Origin of the sequence: Planomonospora corallina (genome assembly GCF_042650625.1) — a bacterium.
Lineage (GTDB): Bacteria > Actinomycetota > Actinomycetes > Streptosporangiales > Streptosporangiaceae > Planomonospora_B > Planomonospora_B corallina.
Genome location: NZ_JBHSBM010000047.1, coordinates 32805 through 48908, shown reverse-complemented (window position 1 = coordinate 48908; position 16104 = coordinate 32805). Strand labels below are relative to the sequence as shown.

Genomic DNA, 16104 nt, shown 5'->3' with positions numbered 1-16104 from the left:
CTCCCGCACCGGGCGGAGTACGGCACCGCCGCCTCCCTCCCGGCCCGGGAACGCCCCGGCACGGCCGCGCGGCGCCGTATCCCGTCCTCCTCCCGGACCGGAACCGTGCCGGCCCGGGACCATGCCGATCCGGGACCGTGCCGGCCCGGTCGCGCGGCGCCGCGGCCCGTCCGGCGCGGCGGTCACCCGCGCAGCGCGACGAGGACGGCGATCCCCGCAGCGGCGAACCCTACCGCGCGCGCCAGCCGTACCGAGCGTCGGATGTCCGCGGCCGACGGCCTGGGCCCGTCGCCCATCTCCGGCCGGTGCTCGGTGCGGGTCCCGTAGACGTTCACGCCACCGAGCGTGACGTCGAGCGCACCGGCGAACGCCGCCTCGCACCGGCCCGCGTTGGGGCTGGGGTGGCGGTGGCCGTCCCTGCCCAGCACGGCCGCCGCCCGCCGGGCCGAGCCGCCCACGAGCGGGGCACCGAGGGCCGCGAGCAGCCCGGTGAGGCGGGCCGGTACGGCGTTGGCGACGTCGTCGAGCCGGGCCGCGGCCCAGCCGAACCGCTCGTAGCGGGCGTTGCGGTGCCCGACCATCGCGTCCAGGGTGTTGACCGCCCGGTAGGCGAGCAGGCCGGGGACCCCGGCCACCGCCCCCCACACCAGCGGCGCCACCACGGCGTCGGAGGTGTTCTCCGCGACCGACTCGACCGTGGCGCGGGCCAGCCCGGCCTCCTCCAGGTGGGACGGGTCCCGCCCGCACAGGTGCGGTAGCCGCCCCCGCGCCCCGGCGAGGTCGCCGGCCTCCAGGAAGTCCGCCATGGCCGCCCCCTCCCGGCCGAGCGTGGTCCCGCCCAGCACCGCCCAGGTGGCCGCGGCGCTCACCGCGCCCCGCGCCCACGGGTTGCGCGACCGGGAGGCGGCGGCGCCGAGCAGCGCGACGGAGCCGACGCAGAGGACGACGTGGACGGCGCCGGCGGCGCGGGTGTCGCCGTACGTCCGGCGCTCCAGCGCGGCGGCGGCCGTGCCGAACAGCGCGACGGGGTGGCCGCGGCGCGGGTCGGCGAAGACCGCGTCGAGCGCGACCCCGGCGAGCATGCCGAGCGCGTGGGCCTTCCCGCCGAGGGGCGCGCTCCCCACGGGCTTCACGGTCTTCAGGAATCTACTGGTCTTCACGGTCTTCACGGTCTTCACGGTCTTCACGGTCTTCGCGGGCACGGCCGTCTTCCTGGACGAGATGGGCACTTGCTAGACGAGGTGGACGTGGAGGTCGTCCTGGTGGGCGTCGAGCCAGGCGGCCGCCCGGCGGATGCGCTCCCCCGCGCCCTCGGCCCACATCCGGGCCCAGCCGCCGCCGGTGGCGGCTCTGGCCCGCATGATGACGTAGGACCGGCTGAAGCGGAGCCGGGCCAGGTCGAGGAGACGGCGGCGGTCACGGGACGGCAGGCCGTACGCGTCGCAGAACAGGCGCAGCCGCGGCCCTGCCCGCAGGTCCCGCTGGATAGGGTCGAGATCCATCGGGTCGGCGAGGGGCGCCCAGTGGCGCAGAGCGGTCACCACGTCGAACAGCCGGGTCGTCGGCCGGGCCAGGTCGAAGTCGATGAGCGCGTACGGCCGGCCGTCGCGGAAGAGCACGTTGTCGAGATTGACGTCGCAGTGGCCGACCAGTTCGGGGGGCCGGTCGTCGTTGGACCCGTCCTCCCAGAGCGCGTCACGGGGCGGCCGGAAGGTCGCGGCGGCGTCGTGAAAGCGCCGCAGCAGCCCGGCCAGGGCGGCCAGGGCCTCGTCCGTCACCGCGTACGGCGGGAGCGGGCGGATCCCGGACTCGCCCTCGAGATAGGTGAGGACCTCCCGCCCCCGCTCGTCGATGCCCAGCACCCGGGGCGCCCCGTCGAACCCCGCGGCCTCCAGGTGCCGCAGCAGCGCGTGCACGGACGGCGTGGACGGCCGGGTGGGCCTGCGCACGGTGTCGCCGACGCGCACCACCCCTTCCGTCACATCACCGCCCAGCAGGGGGATCTCCGCGCGGGACGTGGCGACGAACATGGCAATTGAGCCTAGACCTGTCCATCCGGTGATCGCGCCTGTTCCCTCCTGTTTCCGGCCGGGTTCCGTCCTGTTTCCGACCCGGCCGGTGACCCGGTCGCACTCCCGCGGGGCGGGTCCCGGACGGCCGGAGACACTCCCGCCGGGCAGGCCGGTCCCTCTGGAGGAGTGCCGCCCCCGCCGCCGTTCCCCCCGTCCGGAGCCGCTCTCCCCTCCCGGGGCGCACCGCCCGGACAGTGCTCCGGCGCTCCCCGGAGGGTGATCTTCACGACACGGTGAGAAAACCGATGCATGGGCACTCGCCGGATCATGCACAATTAGGCAGGAGCGCCCTTAGCTCAGCTGGATAGAGCACCGGACTTCTAATCCGACGGTCGCAGGTTCGAATCCTGCAGGGCGCGCTTTTGATCATGGTCTGACCTGCGAAAACTCGGAGGACAGACCTGTACCGCTTCAAAATCCATCACGTAGGGCTTGAGCTGGGCGTTCTCCGGAACGGCTACGCGGCTCGGTGGTACTCGTTGATCAGCCCGCCGAGCACCTTCCGGCGTTCGACCCGGCCTTCCATCGGCACAACAGCCTGCCCGTCATGATCGGGTGGCCGCTGCGCACGGGACTGGTGCGGCCGATGCCCGCTGTAATGAGCGGCATACTCGCTCAGCACCGACCGCAGATGCCGTTCGCTGTAGATCAGCATGCGGTCGGTGCACTCGGCCCGTACGGTGCGCACCCACCGCTCGGCATAGCAGTTGGCCCGCGGTGTGCGCGGCGGAGTCTTGACCACCGTCACGCCCGCGCCGGCGAAGACCTCATCGAAGACATCAGTGAACTTGGCATCTCGGTCGCGGATGAGGAAGCGAAACGAGCCGATCCGGGTCCCCAGGTCCATGAGCAGATTGCGGGCCTGCTGAGCCGTCCAGGCTCCGGTCGGATGGGCGGTCAACCCGAGGATGTGCACGCGCCGGGTGGCCACTTCCATGACGAACAGCACGTACAGACGCTTCAAGAAGACCGTGTCGACGTGGAAGAAGTCGACGGCCAGCAGCCCTTGTGCCTGGGTGCGCAGGAACGTTCGCCAGGAGGTGTCGACGTTTCGGGGAGCCGGGCCGAAGCGCCTGCCTCGCAGGATCCGGCGTACGGTCGCCTCGCTGACCTGGTAGCCGAGCCGGACCAGTTCACCATGCACCCGGCGATATCCCCAGACCGGGTTCTCCCGCGCCAGGCGCACCACCAGGTCCCGGATCTCCTTGCTCGTCCTCGGCCGTCCGGACCGGTGCGGATACGTCCACCGATCTCGGACCAGGCGGCGGTGCCAGGCCAGCAGGGTGCCCGGCGTCACCAGCCGGTGAGCCCGCGCTGCGGGTGGTAAAAGCCGTGCCAGCGCGGCCAAGATCGCCCGATCGGCCCAGTCCGGCTTCGGCCGGGTGGCTTGCCTCCGCAGTACCGCCACCTCATGCCGCAACACCATGATCTCGGCGTCCTTCGCCGCCTCGCCTCGGCTCAGCAGCACCAACCAGCCGAACAACCGAATCGTGATCAGATACAGGAGACGGAGAGACACGAGAACCGATCTTGCCCGTACCACCGCATCAGGTCGATCCGCAGGTCAAGCACCCTGCGACAACTTTTGAAGCGGTACAGGTGCGGCTTCGGGTGGCTGTCCCACCGTCGCGTGTTTTTCCTGGTCAGCCGTCTGGTCATCATGGTCACGGCGGCCCCGTTCAGGTGTGCCTCGCTGTGCTCGGGCTTGCGTTCGTGTTATTCCGCTGCCGTGATTATCCCGATGGCGGTCGCGGTCACTGTGGCGCCGGGCCACCTCAAGAGGCAGGGACCGACGGAAGAGGGCCCAGATCGCGGATGACCCCGGCCAAGGCCCGGATGGGCTCGCTCTCAGCCTCGCTCCGCCACACCAGCGCGTACGACAGCGGCTCCATATCGGTGACCGGCAGGTAGGCGATGTCCGGCCGTACCCAGTAGCGGATGACGTGGGCGGGGAAGAGCACGACAAGCCCGCCCATGCTGGCGAGGGTCATGGCCTCTTCCGCGTCCCGCACCACGGGACCGCGCTCGATCTGACGGCCTCGCCGGGTAAGCCGTGGGGCGTAGGCGTCGTACCAGTAGCCGGGCCCGGTGTCGGCGTGCGGGTGTTGGAAGTCGGAGACCATCTCCAGCGAGACCGACGCGCGCGGGGCGAGCTGGTGGTCGGTGGCGACGGCCAGCACGCGCTGCTCGGCGAACACGACCGGCCCCACGGTGAGGTCGGGTTCGTCGACGGGGAGCCAGCTCACCAGGACGTCGATGTCTCCGCGCCGCAGCGCGGGAAAGGCTTCGCCCACCTGGGCGCTGTGGACGCGCAGCTTCCACAGCGGGTGGCGCAGGCGAAAGACGTCCCAGTAGGGGCGCAGGTCGTGGGCGTTGAGCGGGAGCATGCCGACCCGCAGGATGCCGGTGATGCCCTGGCCGGCGAGCTGGGCGCGTTCCATGCTGTCCTTCAGCCCGGCATACAGCGGCCGGAGGTCGTCCCGGAGCTGCCGCCCGACCTGTGTCAGCCGAACCGTGCGGTTGTTGCGCTCGAACAGCGGAGCGCCGACCTGCCGTTCCTGCTTCTGGATCGCCTGGGTGACGCGAGCGGGTGACAGACACAGCCGGGTGGCGGTGCGGCCGAAGTGCAGTTCCTCGGTCAGGGTCAGGAAGATCTCGATGTCCCGCAGTTCCACGCCTGACCTGCTCCGTTCACTCCCACTGAAGGTGATCTTTCGAGGTTCGTCGTTGTTCTGGGTGTTCACCGTACTTGATCCTCGATGCGTACGATTCGCCTGGTCGAGGGAGCACGTGGATGGACGTCCTGGTTTGCGGTGCCGGCATCGCCGGGGCTGCACTGGCGTACTGGCTGCGCCACCACGGGTTCACCCCGACCGTGGTGGAGCGCGCCCCGCGGGTGCGCGCGGGCGGGTATGCGGCGGGCCTGCGCGGCGAGGCGCTGGACGTGCTGGACCGGATGGCCCTGCTGGAGCGGGCCGAAGCGCTGGACCTGCGGCTGGGTGATACGGCGATGGCGGACGAGTGCGCCGCGCTGCCCGTGGCGGTCCGTGCGGGCGATCTGGAGATCCTCGGGGACGACCTGGCCGGCCTGCTATACCAGGCCACCCGCCGGGATGTCGAGTATGTCTTCGGCGACTCGATCGCCACACTGGAGCAGACGGTCGGCGACGTGCGGGTCACCTTCGACCGGGGCCGACCGCGGCGCTTCGACCTGGTGGCCGACGCTGACGGGCTGTATTCACGGACCCGCTCGCTGGTTTTCGGGCCGCCCGAGCGCTTTGTCCGGAACCTGGGCCTCTACACGGCGGTCTTCGGCCTGCCCGGCCATTTCGGCGCCGAAGACGGCGGCCGGGTCCACCGCGTACTGGGCAAGGCGGCCGCGGTGCCCGGCACCCGCGACGGCGCCCGAGCCCGGTGTGCGGCGCCGGCCTCGGGCCGCGGCGCCTCCCAGGCGTTGATCAGCGCCTACATCCTGGCCGGCGAGCTGGCCGCCGGCGGCGGCCACGCGCGGGCGTTCGCCGCCTACGAGCGGGAGATGCGCGGCTTCGTCGCCGAGCACCAGCACCTGGGGCGCGAAGGCGCCGACCAGTTCTTCCTGAGCACACCTCCGCAGGAGGGGCTCGATCGCACGACGGCGGCCCGCCCGCACGTGATGCGGCTGAAGGACTATGTCCCCGGCTTCGCCGCGGAGCGGCCTTCACCCGGCCGGGCCGCCCGCTGACCTGGCGCTGCCGTGTCAGCGGCGGCGTCAGGGCGGCGACGGCCCGATGTCGGGCCATTCGCGAGGGTGAATGCACGAACGCCGGATCTGAACGGAACCGGCGGACCAATCATGACGACAAGGAGATAAGGATCATGGCAATCGGCGGAAACGGCTTCTCCGAGCAAGGGCTGCGCAGGCTGCGTGAGGTGCTGGCACGGCATGTCGACTCGGGGAAGATCCCCGGCTTGGTGGCCCTGGTCAGCCGCGGCGGCCAGACCCACGTGGAGACGCTGGGCACGATGCGGCACGACGGCGGCGCGCCGATGCGCCGCGACACGATCTTCCGGATGGCCTCCACCTCCAAGCCGGTCTCGATCGCGGCGGCGATGGTGCTGCTGGACGAGTGCCGACTGCGGCTGGACGACGTGGTCGACCCGTGGCTGCCCGAGCTGGCCGACCGGCAGGTGCTCAAGAGCATCAACGCCGAGCTGGACGCTATCGTGCCGGCGCGCCGCCCGGTCACCGTCCGCGACGTGCTGACCTCCACCTTCGGCCTGGGCATGGACATGACCGCGCTGGGCACCCCGATCCTGAACGCCATCTTCGAGCGGGGGCTCACCCCGAACCTGCCGACCGAGGTTCCGGAGCAGGACGAGTGGATGCGCCGCCTGGGCGAACTGCCCCTGATGCACCAGCCCGGCGAGCAGTGGCAGTACCAGATCAGCAGCGACCTGGTCGGCGTGCTGGTGTCCCGGGTGACCGGCCAGAGCTTCGAGGACTTCCTGCGCGAGCGCATCTTCGAGCCCCTGGGCATGAAGGACACCGGCTTCCACGTACCCGCCGACCAGATCGACCGGCTGCCCACCCTGTACGCCCCCGACCCCGCCACGGGCGAGTTCCTCGCGTGGGACGAACCCGAGGGCGGCAGGTGGAGCAAGCCCCCGGCATTCCAGGGCGGCGGTGGCGGCCTGGTCTCCACCGCCGACGACTACCACGCCTACTTCCGGATGCTACTCAACGGTGGGGTTCACGAGGGCCGGCGGATCCTGTCGCGGCCGGCGGTGGAACTGATGACCACCAACCGGCTCACCCCGGAGCAGAACGCCGCCCGTACCGCGCTGGCCCGCAACGCCGTGCACATCTCCTTCGGCCAGGGCCAGCAGGGCGGCTGGGGCCTGGGCATGGCGGTGCGCACCTACCGCGGCGACTACGCCCCGATCGGCCAGTTCGGCTGGGACGGCGGCAGCGGCACCTCCGCCTACGCCGACCCGGCCAACCAGCTCACCGGCATCCTGCTCTGCCAGCTCGGCTACAGCGTGCCCAACCCCGCCCACCTGATGAGCGACTTCTGGACCACCGTCTACCAGGCTCTCGAAGACTGATGCGAGGAGTGAGTGTCATGCGTGTCTGGTTCATTACGGGCGCGTCCAGGGGACTGGGCAGGGCGTTCGCGGAGGCTGCGCTGAGCAGGGGAGATCGCGTCGTGGCCGCGGCCCGCGACATGGCGCCGCTGGAGGGCCTGCGGGCCCGCCATCCCGACACCCTGGCGTGCGTTCCGCTCGACGTCTCCAACCGCGCCGCGGTGCACGAGGGTGTGGATCGGGCGGTGGCCGCGTTCGGCAGACTCGACATCGTGATCAACAACGCCGGCGCGATGTTGTACGGCATGGTTGAAGAGGCCACGGAGACCCAGATCCGAGCCCACTTCGACGTCAACGTCCTCGGGCAGATCTGGGTCACCCAGGCCGTGCTGCCCCACCTGCGCGCCCAGGGCTCGGGCCACATCCTCCTGGTGACGACGATGGGCACGGGCGGCGGGATGGCCTCGGCCGGCCTGTACGCGGCCGGCAAATCGGCCATCGACTCCCTCGGCCAGGCGCTGGCCATGGAGGTCGAACCCTTCGGCGTCAAGGTCACCATCGTCCAGCCGGGCGGCTACGACACCGGCCTGTTCACGATCGGCACGACGGCCACCACGCCCGACCCGGCGTACGACCCGCTGCGGGCGAAGCTGACCGAGATGTGGGGCGACGAAGCTGCTCCCGACCCGAGCACGGCCGCGCCGGTCGTCATGCGGCTCGTGGACCTGCCCGACCCGCCCCTGCGGCTGATCGTCGGCAGCCGGTCCTTCGATCTGGTTCAGCAGATGAACCAGGCCAGGGCCGAAGAATACCGCGCCTGGGAACACCTCAGCCGCCTGGCACCCGGCTGACAGCTCCGTCCCGATTCGCGCGTTCCGACGCGACGAACGACACGATCGAAAGGTCATAGATGATAAAGCACCACGATGCCGCACGGCCCGCGGAAGAAGACCTGCGAGAAGAGCGGCCGGCGGGGGACGCCGACGTGATCGTCGTGGGGGCCGGTCCGACGGGTTTTATGCTGGCCGCCGAGCTGCGCCTGGCCGGAGTGCGGCCGCTGGTCCTGGAACGACAGCCGCGCCCCCGCGACACCCCGAAGGCCGGGGGTCTGGGCGGGCAGATCCTGGAGCTGCTGCGCTACCGGGGCTTGCTGGAACGTTTCGAAGCGGCCTGCACCGGCCCTGCGCCGGCTCCCCGGTTCCCGTTCGGCGGCGTGCACCTGGATTTCACCCAGCTGCCGGATCCCCCGATGCGCGCCCTGCCGCTGCCGCAGCAACTACTCGAGCGGCTGCTCGGCGAACGCGCAGGCGAACTCGGCGTCGACCTCCGGCGAGGACACGAGGTGACCGGGGTAAGCCAGGGCGACGACGCGGTCACCGTGGACGTGCGCGGCCCGGACGGCCCTTACCGGACGAGCGCGCGGTACCTCGTGGGGTGCGACGGCGCGCACAGCCGCATCCGTGACTGGGCTGGCATTCCGTTCCCCGGCACCACCTATCCCGAGGTCAACCGCCTGGCCCAGGTCACCCTGCCCCACACGGTCACCGTTCTGGGCAACGGCGATCTCGGCGTCCCCGGCTTCGGCAGGATCCGCGCCGGTTTCACCCGCACGAACCATGGCCTGCTCGGCGTCGGCTCCTCACCCGGCACCCAGTCCGTCTCCCTCTACACCATCGAGGACGAGAGCACCGAGTACGACGACGACGTCCCCATGACCCTGGCCGAGTTGCAGGACAGCGTCCACCGCGTGCTCGGCGCACACCTGCCCCTGGCCGGATCGACCCGGTTGTCCCGGTTCACCTTCAAGGCCCACCAGGCCGAGCGATACCGTGCCGGTCGCATCCTGCTCGCCGGCGACGCGGCGCATCTGTTCCCCGCCACCGGAGTGGCGCTCAACGCCGGCATGCTGGACGCGGTCAACCTGGCCTGGAAGCTGGCCGCCGACCTCCACGGCACGGCCCCGGCCGGCCTGCTGGACACCTACCACACCGAACGTCACCTGGCCGGCGCCCGCACCCTGCTGCACACCCGAGCGCAGGTAGCCCTGCGGCGCGGGCACGACGCGGCCGCCGAAGCACTCCGCGACGTCTTCACCGAACTGCTCACCGACGAGCAGCCGCTACGCCGGATGGGAGCCCTCGTCGCCGGCACCGACATCCGCTACCCGATGCCCGGCTCCCACCTCCACCCGCTGACCGGCACCTTCGCCCCCGACCTCACCCTGCACACCGACCAGGGCGTCACCAGCATCGCCGACCTCCTGCACGCCGCCCGGCCCGTCCTCCTCGACCTGGCCGACCGCCCAGAGCTCCGCCAGATCGCCCGGGACTGGCGGCATCTCCTCAACCTCCACACCGCCAAGACCGACGATCGGCCGGCTGACGCGCTGCTGATCCGCCCGGACGGCCACGTCGCCTGGGCCGCCGACCTCGACGAATCCACAGACAGCGCCATGCCCACGCTGCGCGAGGCACTCTCCGCATGGTTCGGAACGCCTTGAAACAGGGTCGCGTCCTCGGAGCGGTGTAAAAGCTCGACGAGGTAGGTGCCGTGGGCTGATCTTAGGCGGCTGTCGTTTCGGGTGTCGAGTCGGTGGTCGGGACGGTGGCCGGACGGAGCCGGCTGGGCGGGGCCAGCAGGGCCCGGCGCAGGTCCTGCAGAGTGCGCAGCCCTTTGGATGTCATGGTGAAGCCGCGCCAGCCGCGGGCGGCCCGGTCGAGTACCGCCCAGACCAGGCTGACGCAGGAGGTCTCGCCGGGGAAGCGGCCGATGACCTTGACCCGGCGGCGGGTCTCGCCGAAGGTCCGCTCGATGAAGTTGGAGTGGCGGATGCGCTTGTGATGCTCGATCGGGAAGCGCAGGTAGGTCGTCAGCGAGGCGCGGTCGGCCAGCAGGCTCTTGCCGCCGCCGGGTAGCGCGCTCCAGGCCTCGGCGAAGGCGTCGATGCGGGCTTGGATGCAGGCGACCAGGTCTGGGCCCGGTTCGAACTCCCTGCCGTCCTGCTGCAGGCCGCTGGTGTCGAAGATGTCCCCGAAGGCGGCCTTGACGGTGGCCTGGTCGCCGGCGCTGACCTTCGACAGCACGTTGCGGCATTTATGGATCACGCAGCGCTGACGCAGGGAGGCCGGGAAGACCTGCTCGGCGGCGGTGATGAGGCCGGGGCGCCGTCGGAGACGACCAGCAGCGGCGGGCGCAGACCGCGTGCGGCCAGGTCGGTCAGGAAGTCGTGCCAGGCATCGGTGGACTCGGCGGCGGGCGGTGCCAAGCCGATGACGACGGGCTTGCCACCGGTGGTGATGCCCCAGGCGGCCAGGACCGGCTCGGCGCGCTGCCCGTCGTGCATCGTGAAGTGCGAGGCGTCCAGGAACAGGTAGTCCAGCTCGATGCCGGACAGGTCGCGCCGGCACCAGGTGTCGTACTCGGTGACGTGGCCTGGCAGATCGCCGGCACCGTCGACTTCGACAGCGCCGCCTCCGGGCCGAGGGCGTCGGCCAGGGCGCCCTCGACGTCGCGGACCGACAGGCCGCGCACGAACGAGGCGATGACCAGCGTCTCCAGCGCGTTGGTGCGCGTCACCCCGGTGCCGAACAGGCGGGAGGCGAACGCCTCGGTGGTGTTGCGCAGCTTCGGGCGGGCGATGGTGACCGGGCCGGTGGTGGTCTTGATGGTGGTCGGGCAGTGCCCGCCCGAGGTGGCCGGGCCGTGCGGCCTGCCGGCCGTCTTCGGCGGCGGTGGCGGCGCGCTGGTAGCGGGCGCGGCCGAGGAAGGCGTCCGCCTCGGCCGCGACGGCGGTCTGGATGATCAGGCGGGCACCGAGACGGGCGACGTCCTCGATGACCTCGATCAGGTCGCGGCCCTCGACGAACAGGGCGTCGATCTCGGCGCGGATGGCTTGGACGGGCGGTCGTGTGCGTGCCACGCGCGTAGGTCCTTGCGTAGTGCGAACTTTGGTCGGTTCAGCACGGCAACCTACGCTCGTTCTCTTTTACACCGCATCTCGGACGCGACCCTCGGCACGGAGCCGGCGTTGACCACAGCACCCGGCCGGACCATCCTGTACCGGGACCCGCTCCACCAGGCGGCGGGTGAGGTCGAGCAGGTGCGGCAGGCGCAGCACCCGGCCACCGCCGCCGGGTGGCGGGACATGCAACGGCTCCGTCCAGCGGGACGGAATCGAGCCGAACCCGTAGAGGGCGCCGGTGACCGCGGCGACGGTGTCGGTATCCCCGCCCAGGTCGACCGCGGCATGGAGTACCTCCTCGAAGGCAGAGGTGGTGCGCAGCGCCCACACCGCCGACCCCGGGCAAGGCCAGAAGGCGCCGTTGAACTCGGTCGCCAGGTCGGGGTGCCAGTGCAGGTCCAGGACGACGGCATACCGCTCCCGGTGCTCCGGATCGACGACGGCGAGGATCTCCGGCAGGGCCGCCAGCGGGTCGACACCGTCCAGAGCGAGACGCAGCAGCTCATGGAAGATCGCGGTGCCCTCCCACGCCGCTGGGTCGCCGTGGGTGAGCGCGGCCAAACGGCGACCGGCCTGCATCGTGGCCGCCCGCCCATCACGGGCGAAGTACACCGCCGAGCCGACGACCGCACCGGCGGCACGCTCCAGACGATCCATGACGGCAGACTACGAACCGGGAGAACCCTCGTTCCATCCCTTTTCCGTCGGCCGCAACCCCCCGTAATGCCGGTGGTCCCGATCGCGCGTGCTCGCGGCGTGCTCGCATGTCCCGGAACGCGCCGTCAGGGTCCGCCACGACTCGTCACCGGATCCGGGCGGAGTGCGGACGAAACGCCACCGAACGGCATCCGGGAACCCTGATCACCGCACCGGGCAACCGCCTTCTAATCCGACGGTCGCAGGTTCGAATCCTGCAGGGCGCGCTTTTGATCATGGCCTGACCTGCGGAAACTCGGAGGGCAGGCCTCTTCTGGAATGAAGTTCCGGCCCCTGCGTGCTCCTGGCGTGCTCGCGTGCACGCACCATGATCAAAGCGGGCTCGCAACTCCGCTCTCACCGGCCATTCAACCAGCGCGACCGCTCGACAGCATCAAGGCAGAAAGCAAGGCGGACGCACCGTCAAACAGGCGCGTGAGCTGCTGGGAGTTCTCCGGAGCGGCTACGCTGCTCGGTGGTGCTCGTTGATCATCCCGCCGAGCACCTTCCGGCGTTCGATCCCTCCTTTCAGAAGTACGACGGTCCGCTCATCATGATCGGGTGGCTGCTGCGCGCGGGACTGATGCGGCCGGTGGCCGTTGTTCGGTGAACTTGGTGTCTCGGTCGCGGATGAGGAAGCGGAAGGATCCGGCCCGGTCACCGGGTCCATGAGTAGGTTGCGGGCCTGTTGGGCCGTTCAGGCGCCGGTCGGGTGGGCGGTCACGCCGAGGATGTGCACGCGCCGGGTGGCTATTTCCATCACGAACAGCACGTACAGACGCTTCAGAGAAATCGTGTCGATGTGGAAGAAGTCGACGAGTGACAGCCCTTTCGCCGGGGTGCGCAGGAACGTTCGCCAGGAGGTGTCGGCGTCTCGGGGCACCGGGCCGATGCGCCGGTCCTGCAGGATCCGCCGCACGGTCGCTTCGCTCACGCGGTAGCCGAGTCCGACCAGCTCGCCGTGCACCCGGCGATGGTTCTCCCGCGCCAGGCGCAGCACCAGGGCCCGAAGCTCCTTGCTCATCCTCGGGCGGCCGGACCGGCTCGGATATGTCCACCGGCGTCGGACCAGACGCCGATGCCAGGCCAGTAAGGTATCCGGCGTCACCAGCCGCTGAGCCCGCAACCCGGGCGGCAGGAGTCGTGCCAGCGCGGACAGGAGTGCTCGATCGGCCCAGTCCGGCTTCGGTCGGGTGACCTGACGCCGTAACACCGCCACCTCATGTCGCAGCACCATGATCCCGGCGTCCTTGGCCGCCTCGCTCCGGCCCGGCAACACCAGCCAGCCGAATACCCGGATCATGAGTAGGCAAAGGAGATGGAGAGGCACGAGAACCGATCTTGCCCGTACCGCCGCATCAGGTCGATCCTCAGATCAAGCACCCTGCGACGACTTTTGAAGCGGTACACGCTCCCCTCTCAAGGAGCGGCACAAGAATCCAGGAATCCACCTTCACAGGACCCGGGGCAGACCATGGCCTCCGCGAAACCCGGCGCGTTTCACTCCGGCGCGGCTACCCGGCCCGGCGGGCGGGAACTGCGATGGCACGGCCGCTGGAGCGGCGAAACACACGGAACAGGCAGGCCGGTCGCAGGAGGGCGGACGGAGGATCGATGAGATTGGCCACGCGCAGGAAACGCCGGCCGAGTTCGGCGTCGTGCTCCGCTGCACGGTGAAACCGCTCCAGGTAGGCGTTGATCATCTTGATTTTGAGTGTTCGCCGTCCACGGACTCCTGGCAGCCGCAGGTCACCGCTGACCACGATGTCCCAGGGCCCGTCGACGACCCGGGCGATCGACCGGAACAACTCCCCTGCAGGCCTCTCCCGACCGGCCCATTCACCCAGCTTCAACGCCTCCACCGCGGCCACGCTCATCCCCTGACCATAGATCGGGTTGAAGGCGCACACCGCGTCGCCGATGACCGCCAGACCCCGGGGGAAACGGGGCAGCCGCTCATAACGCCGCCGCACGCTGGCCGGCGTGCGGTGATGGCGTCCTTCCTCCAGCGGCTCAGCGGAGGAGACCAGCTCGTGGATGTCCGGCGCCGGCAGCGACTTTGCATAGGTGACAAAACCCTCATAGTCGGACGGCGGATTATCACCGTACCCCCCAACGGTAACGATCCATCGATCATTCTCCATGGCCAGCGCTACTCCGGCACGAGGGATCGCCCGGGTGGCGGCCATGATGACCACCGGATCCCCGGCGAGGTCACCGGCACGCCGGCGAAGCACCCAGGTGGTATAGGTCAAATCGATTTCGACTCGTTCCTCCTCAGGCGCAGGAAAACCGAGTTCGCTCAGCCAGGCGGGAGTGCGCGATCCCCTGCCCGACGCGTCGACGACCAGGTCAGCACTGATCGTTTCGTCGGAGACGAGCCGGACACCGGTGACCCGATCACCGCTGTGGGTGAGGCCGAAGACCTGACTTCCGCCGATCACAGACACTCCGGGAAGTGCAGCGACCCGTCGCCGGATCTGACCTTCCAGGAGGAGACGGCTGACCAGGAGCCCGGGCATGCCACCAGGTGCCGGCGCGAGGCGGCGTCCCTCGTTGATCCATCGGCAGTCGGCCTGCAGATCTCCGCCGAACGCCCCACGAGCCGTCAATTCGGCGGTGAGACCGGGCAGCAGTAACTCCATGACCTCCAGGCCCCGCGCCAGGAGCCCGTGGGCGTGTTTACTCTGCGCCGTGCCGCGGCGGTGAACATCCTCCTCGGGCAATTCGTCCCGCTCCAACACGGTGACCCGCTCCGCGAGCCCGCTGAGCGCGGCGGCGGCCAGAAGCCCGGACACACTGGCCCCGATGATGACGACGTGCTTCACGGTCTCTCCGAGGGAGTGGGGGAATTCCTGTCTCAGGATGGCTCGGCCCCCGGCGGCTTCGCACCCTTGAGCTTGCTGTCCCACTCCCGGGCTCGTTCTGGACCCGCTCCATAAGGCGCCGGGTGAGGTCGAGCAGGTGCGGCAGGCGCAGGATCCGGCCGCCCCGCCGGGTAGCGGCACGTGCAGCGGCTCCGTGCAGCGGACCGGGATCGCGCCGAGCCCGTACACGGCGCCGGCCAGGCCGCCCGTGACCGCGGCCACGGTCTCGGTGCCCCCGCCCGGATCGACCGCGGCGCGCAGCGCCTCCTCGAAGGCGGAGGTGGTGCGCACCGCCCACACCGCCGACCCCAGGCAGGGCCAGACCGCGCCGTTGAACTCGGTCGCCCGGCCGGGGTGCCAGGCGGGGTCCGGGGCAAGGCGCACCAGCTCGTGGAAGACCGCGGTGCCCTCCCCCGCCGCAGGATCACCGTGGGTGAGCGCGGCCAGACGGCGACCGGCCCCCATCGTGGCCGCCCGTCACGGGCGGAGTACACCGCCGAGGTCGTCGCCCGCATCAGCGCGCCGTTGCCGGCCGCGCGATGACCGCTGCGGTAGTGGGCATCAGCGGCCTGATCCCACGGTAGGCCGCGGCTCAGCACGTCCCGGTCTGCAACCCGATGTCCTTGGGGCGCCGGCCGCCCACCGCAGGAAGCGGGCGAAGACGTCCGGCAGGTCCAGGCCGCCGCGCTCCAGCAACGACTCGGCCGCGTGCACGGCCATCTGCGTGTCGTCGGCGGCCTCCCCCGCCTCCCAGCCGCCACCCCCGCGCATCTCCCCACCGGCACCCGGCACCGGGAACCGCGCGGAGAACACCCCCGCCGGGCCGAACTCGAACGGGGCCCCGAGAGCGTCGCCCACCGCCGAGCCGACGACCGCACCGGCGGCACGCTCCAGACGATCCATGACGGCAGGCTACGGACCAGGGAAACCCTGGTTCATCCCTTTTCCGCCCGCCGTACCCCACCGTGATGCCGGCGGCCCCGATCACGCGTGCTCGCGGCGTGCTCGCATGTCCCGGAACGCACCGTCAGGACCCGCCACGACCCGCCATCGGGTCCGGGCGGAGCGCGGACGAAACGCCACCAACCGACATGCGGAAACCCCGATCACCACCATGGATAACCGCCTTCTAATCCGACGGTCGCAGGTTCGAATCCTGCAGGGCGCGCTTTCGATCATGGACTGACCTGCGAGAACTCGGAGGACAGGCCTCTTTGCGGAATGAAGTTCCGGTCCCTGCGTGCTCGTGGCGTGCTGACCCCGATGGTGTCCGAGAACACGACCATCGTGGCATGACGATCCAGAAACGCGACTCCACAGAACCTCGGGCAGCCCAACAGCCTCCTCGAAACCCGGATCGGTTCGATAGCCCGGACGTGAGGGCATGAGAGCCGAGGCGGGACACCGATGGGTCAGGACACCGGATGGGGTGGGCTTCCCCTCC

At 70.6% G+C, this 16104-nt stretch carries 13 protein-coding genes, 1 tRNA gene and 1 pseudogene; 6 read left to right on the top strand and 9 right to left on the bottom strand.

From position 1 onward, the window contains the following. Nucleotides 1–182 precede the first annotated feature (182 nt). Entirely contained in the window at nt 183–1124 is a 942-nt protein-coding gene (locus tag ACFOWE_RS29685) for a cobalamin biosynthesis protein (RefSeq protein WP_377293821.1), read from the bottom strand. 108 nt (nt 1125–1232) lie between these two features. Beyond that, nucleotides 1233–2030, bottom strand: a complete 798-nt coding sequence (locus tag ACFOWE_RS29680; protein WP_377293640.1) for a phosphotransferase — start codon at nt 2028–2030, stop codon at nt 1233–1235. A gap of 327 nt (nt 2031–2357) precedes the next feature. On the opposite strand from ACFOWE_RS29680, the gene ACFOWE_RS29675 reads away from it, so the two are divergent. Then, a tRNA-Arg gene (locus ACFOWE_RS29675) sits at nt 2358–2431 on the top strand. 98 nt (nt 2432–2529) lie between these two features. Here ACFOWE_RS29675 and ACFOWE_RS29670 read toward each other — a convergent pair. Next, entirely contained in the window at nt 2530–3591 is a 1062-nt protein-coding gene (locus ACFOWE_RS29670) for an integrase core domain-containing protein (protein ID WP_377293638.1), read from the bottom strand. Nucleotides 3592–3847: 256 nt separating this feature from the next. Continuing rightward, entirely contained in the window at nt 3848–4747 is a 900-nt protein-coding gene (locus ACFOWE_RS29665) for a LysR family transcriptional regulator (protein ID WP_377293636.1), read from the bottom strand. A 119-nt stretch (nt 4748–4866) separates the two neighbouring features. Between ACFOWE_RS29665 and ACFOWE_RS29660 the strand changes: the two genes are divergently transcribed. The 4 genes from ACFOWE_RS29660 (at nt 4867) to ACFOWE_RS29645 (ending at nt 9636) form a co-directional block, all read left to right on the top strand. After that, nucleotides 4867–5793 (top strand): FAD-dependent monooxygenase, encoded by a 927-nt coding sequence (locus ACFOWE_RS29660; RefSeq protein WP_377293634.1) that lies wholly within the window; start codon nt 4867–4869, stop codon nt 5791–5793. A gap of 134 nt (nt 5794–5927) precedes the next feature. Continuing rightward, on the top strand, nt 5928–7157 hold the full coding sequence (locus tag ACFOWE_RS29655) for a serine hydrolase domain-containing protein (protein ID WP_377293632.1): 1230 nt from the start codon (nt 5928–5930) through the stop codon (nt 7155–7157). A gap of 17 nt (nt 7158–7174) precedes the next feature. After that, nucleotides 7175–7987: an SDR family NAD(P)-dependent oxidoreductase gene (locus tag ACFOWE_RS29650; RefSeq protein WP_377293630.1), complete on the top strand. Its 813-nt coding sequence runs from the start codon at nt 7175–7177 to the stop codon at nt 7985–7987. A gap of 134 nt (nt 7988–8121) precedes the next feature. After that, entirely contained in the window at nt 8122–9636 is a 1515-nt protein-coding gene (locus tag ACFOWE_RS29645; RefSeq protein WP_377293628.1) for an FAD-dependent monooxygenase, read from the top strand. Nucleotides 9637–9697: 61 nt separating this feature from the next. On the opposite strand, the pseudogene ACFOWE_RS33925 reads toward ACFOWE_RS29645, so the two are convergent. Beyond that, nucleotides 9698–11055, bottom strand: a pseudogene (locus ACFOWE_RS33925) (IS256 family transposase). A gap of 66 nt (nt 11056–11121) precedes the next feature. Further along, nucleotides 11122–11754 (bottom strand): ADP-ribosylglycohydrolase family protein, encoded by a 633-nt coding sequence (locus ACFOWE_RS29625; protein ID WP_377293624.1) that lies wholly within the window; start codon nt 11752–11754, stop codon nt 11122–11124. A 517-nt stretch (nt 11755–12271) separates the two neighbouring features. Between ACFOWE_RS29625 and ACFOWE_RS29620 the strand changes: the two genes are divergently transcribed. Continuing rightward, entirely contained in the window at nt 12272–12403 is a 132-nt protein-coding gene (locus tag ACFOWE_RS29620; RefSeq protein ID WP_377293622.1) for a hypothetical protein, read from the top strand. Nucleotides 12404–12490: 87 nt separating this feature from the next. Here ACFOWE_RS29620 and ACFOWE_RS29615 read toward each other — a convergent pair whose 3' ends face one another. The 3 genes from ACFOWE_RS29615 to ACFOWE_RS29605 all read right to left on the bottom strand — a co-directional run bounded on the left by ACFOWE_RS29615 (nt 12491) and on the right by ACFOWE_RS29605 (nt 15563). Next, nucleotides 12491–13096: a hypothetical protein gene (locus ACFOWE_RS29615; protein WP_377293620.1), complete on the bottom strand. Its 606-nt coding sequence runs from the start codon at nt 13094–13096 to the stop codon at nt 12491–12493. A gap of 211 nt (nt 13097–13307) precedes the next feature. Further along, entirely contained in the window at nt 13308–15125 is a 1818-nt protein-coding gene (locus ACFOWE_RS29610) for an ADP-ribosylglycohydrolase family protein (protein ID WP_377293618.1), read from the bottom strand. 96 nt (nt 15126–15221) lie between these two features. After that, on the bottom strand, nt 15222–15563 hold the full coding sequence (locus ACFOWE_RS29605) for an ADP-ribosylglycohydrolase family protein (RefSeq protein ID WP_377293616.1): 342 nt from the start codon (nt 15561–15563) through the stop codon (nt 15222–15224). Between the last annotated feature and the right edge of the window lie 541 nt (nt 15564–16104).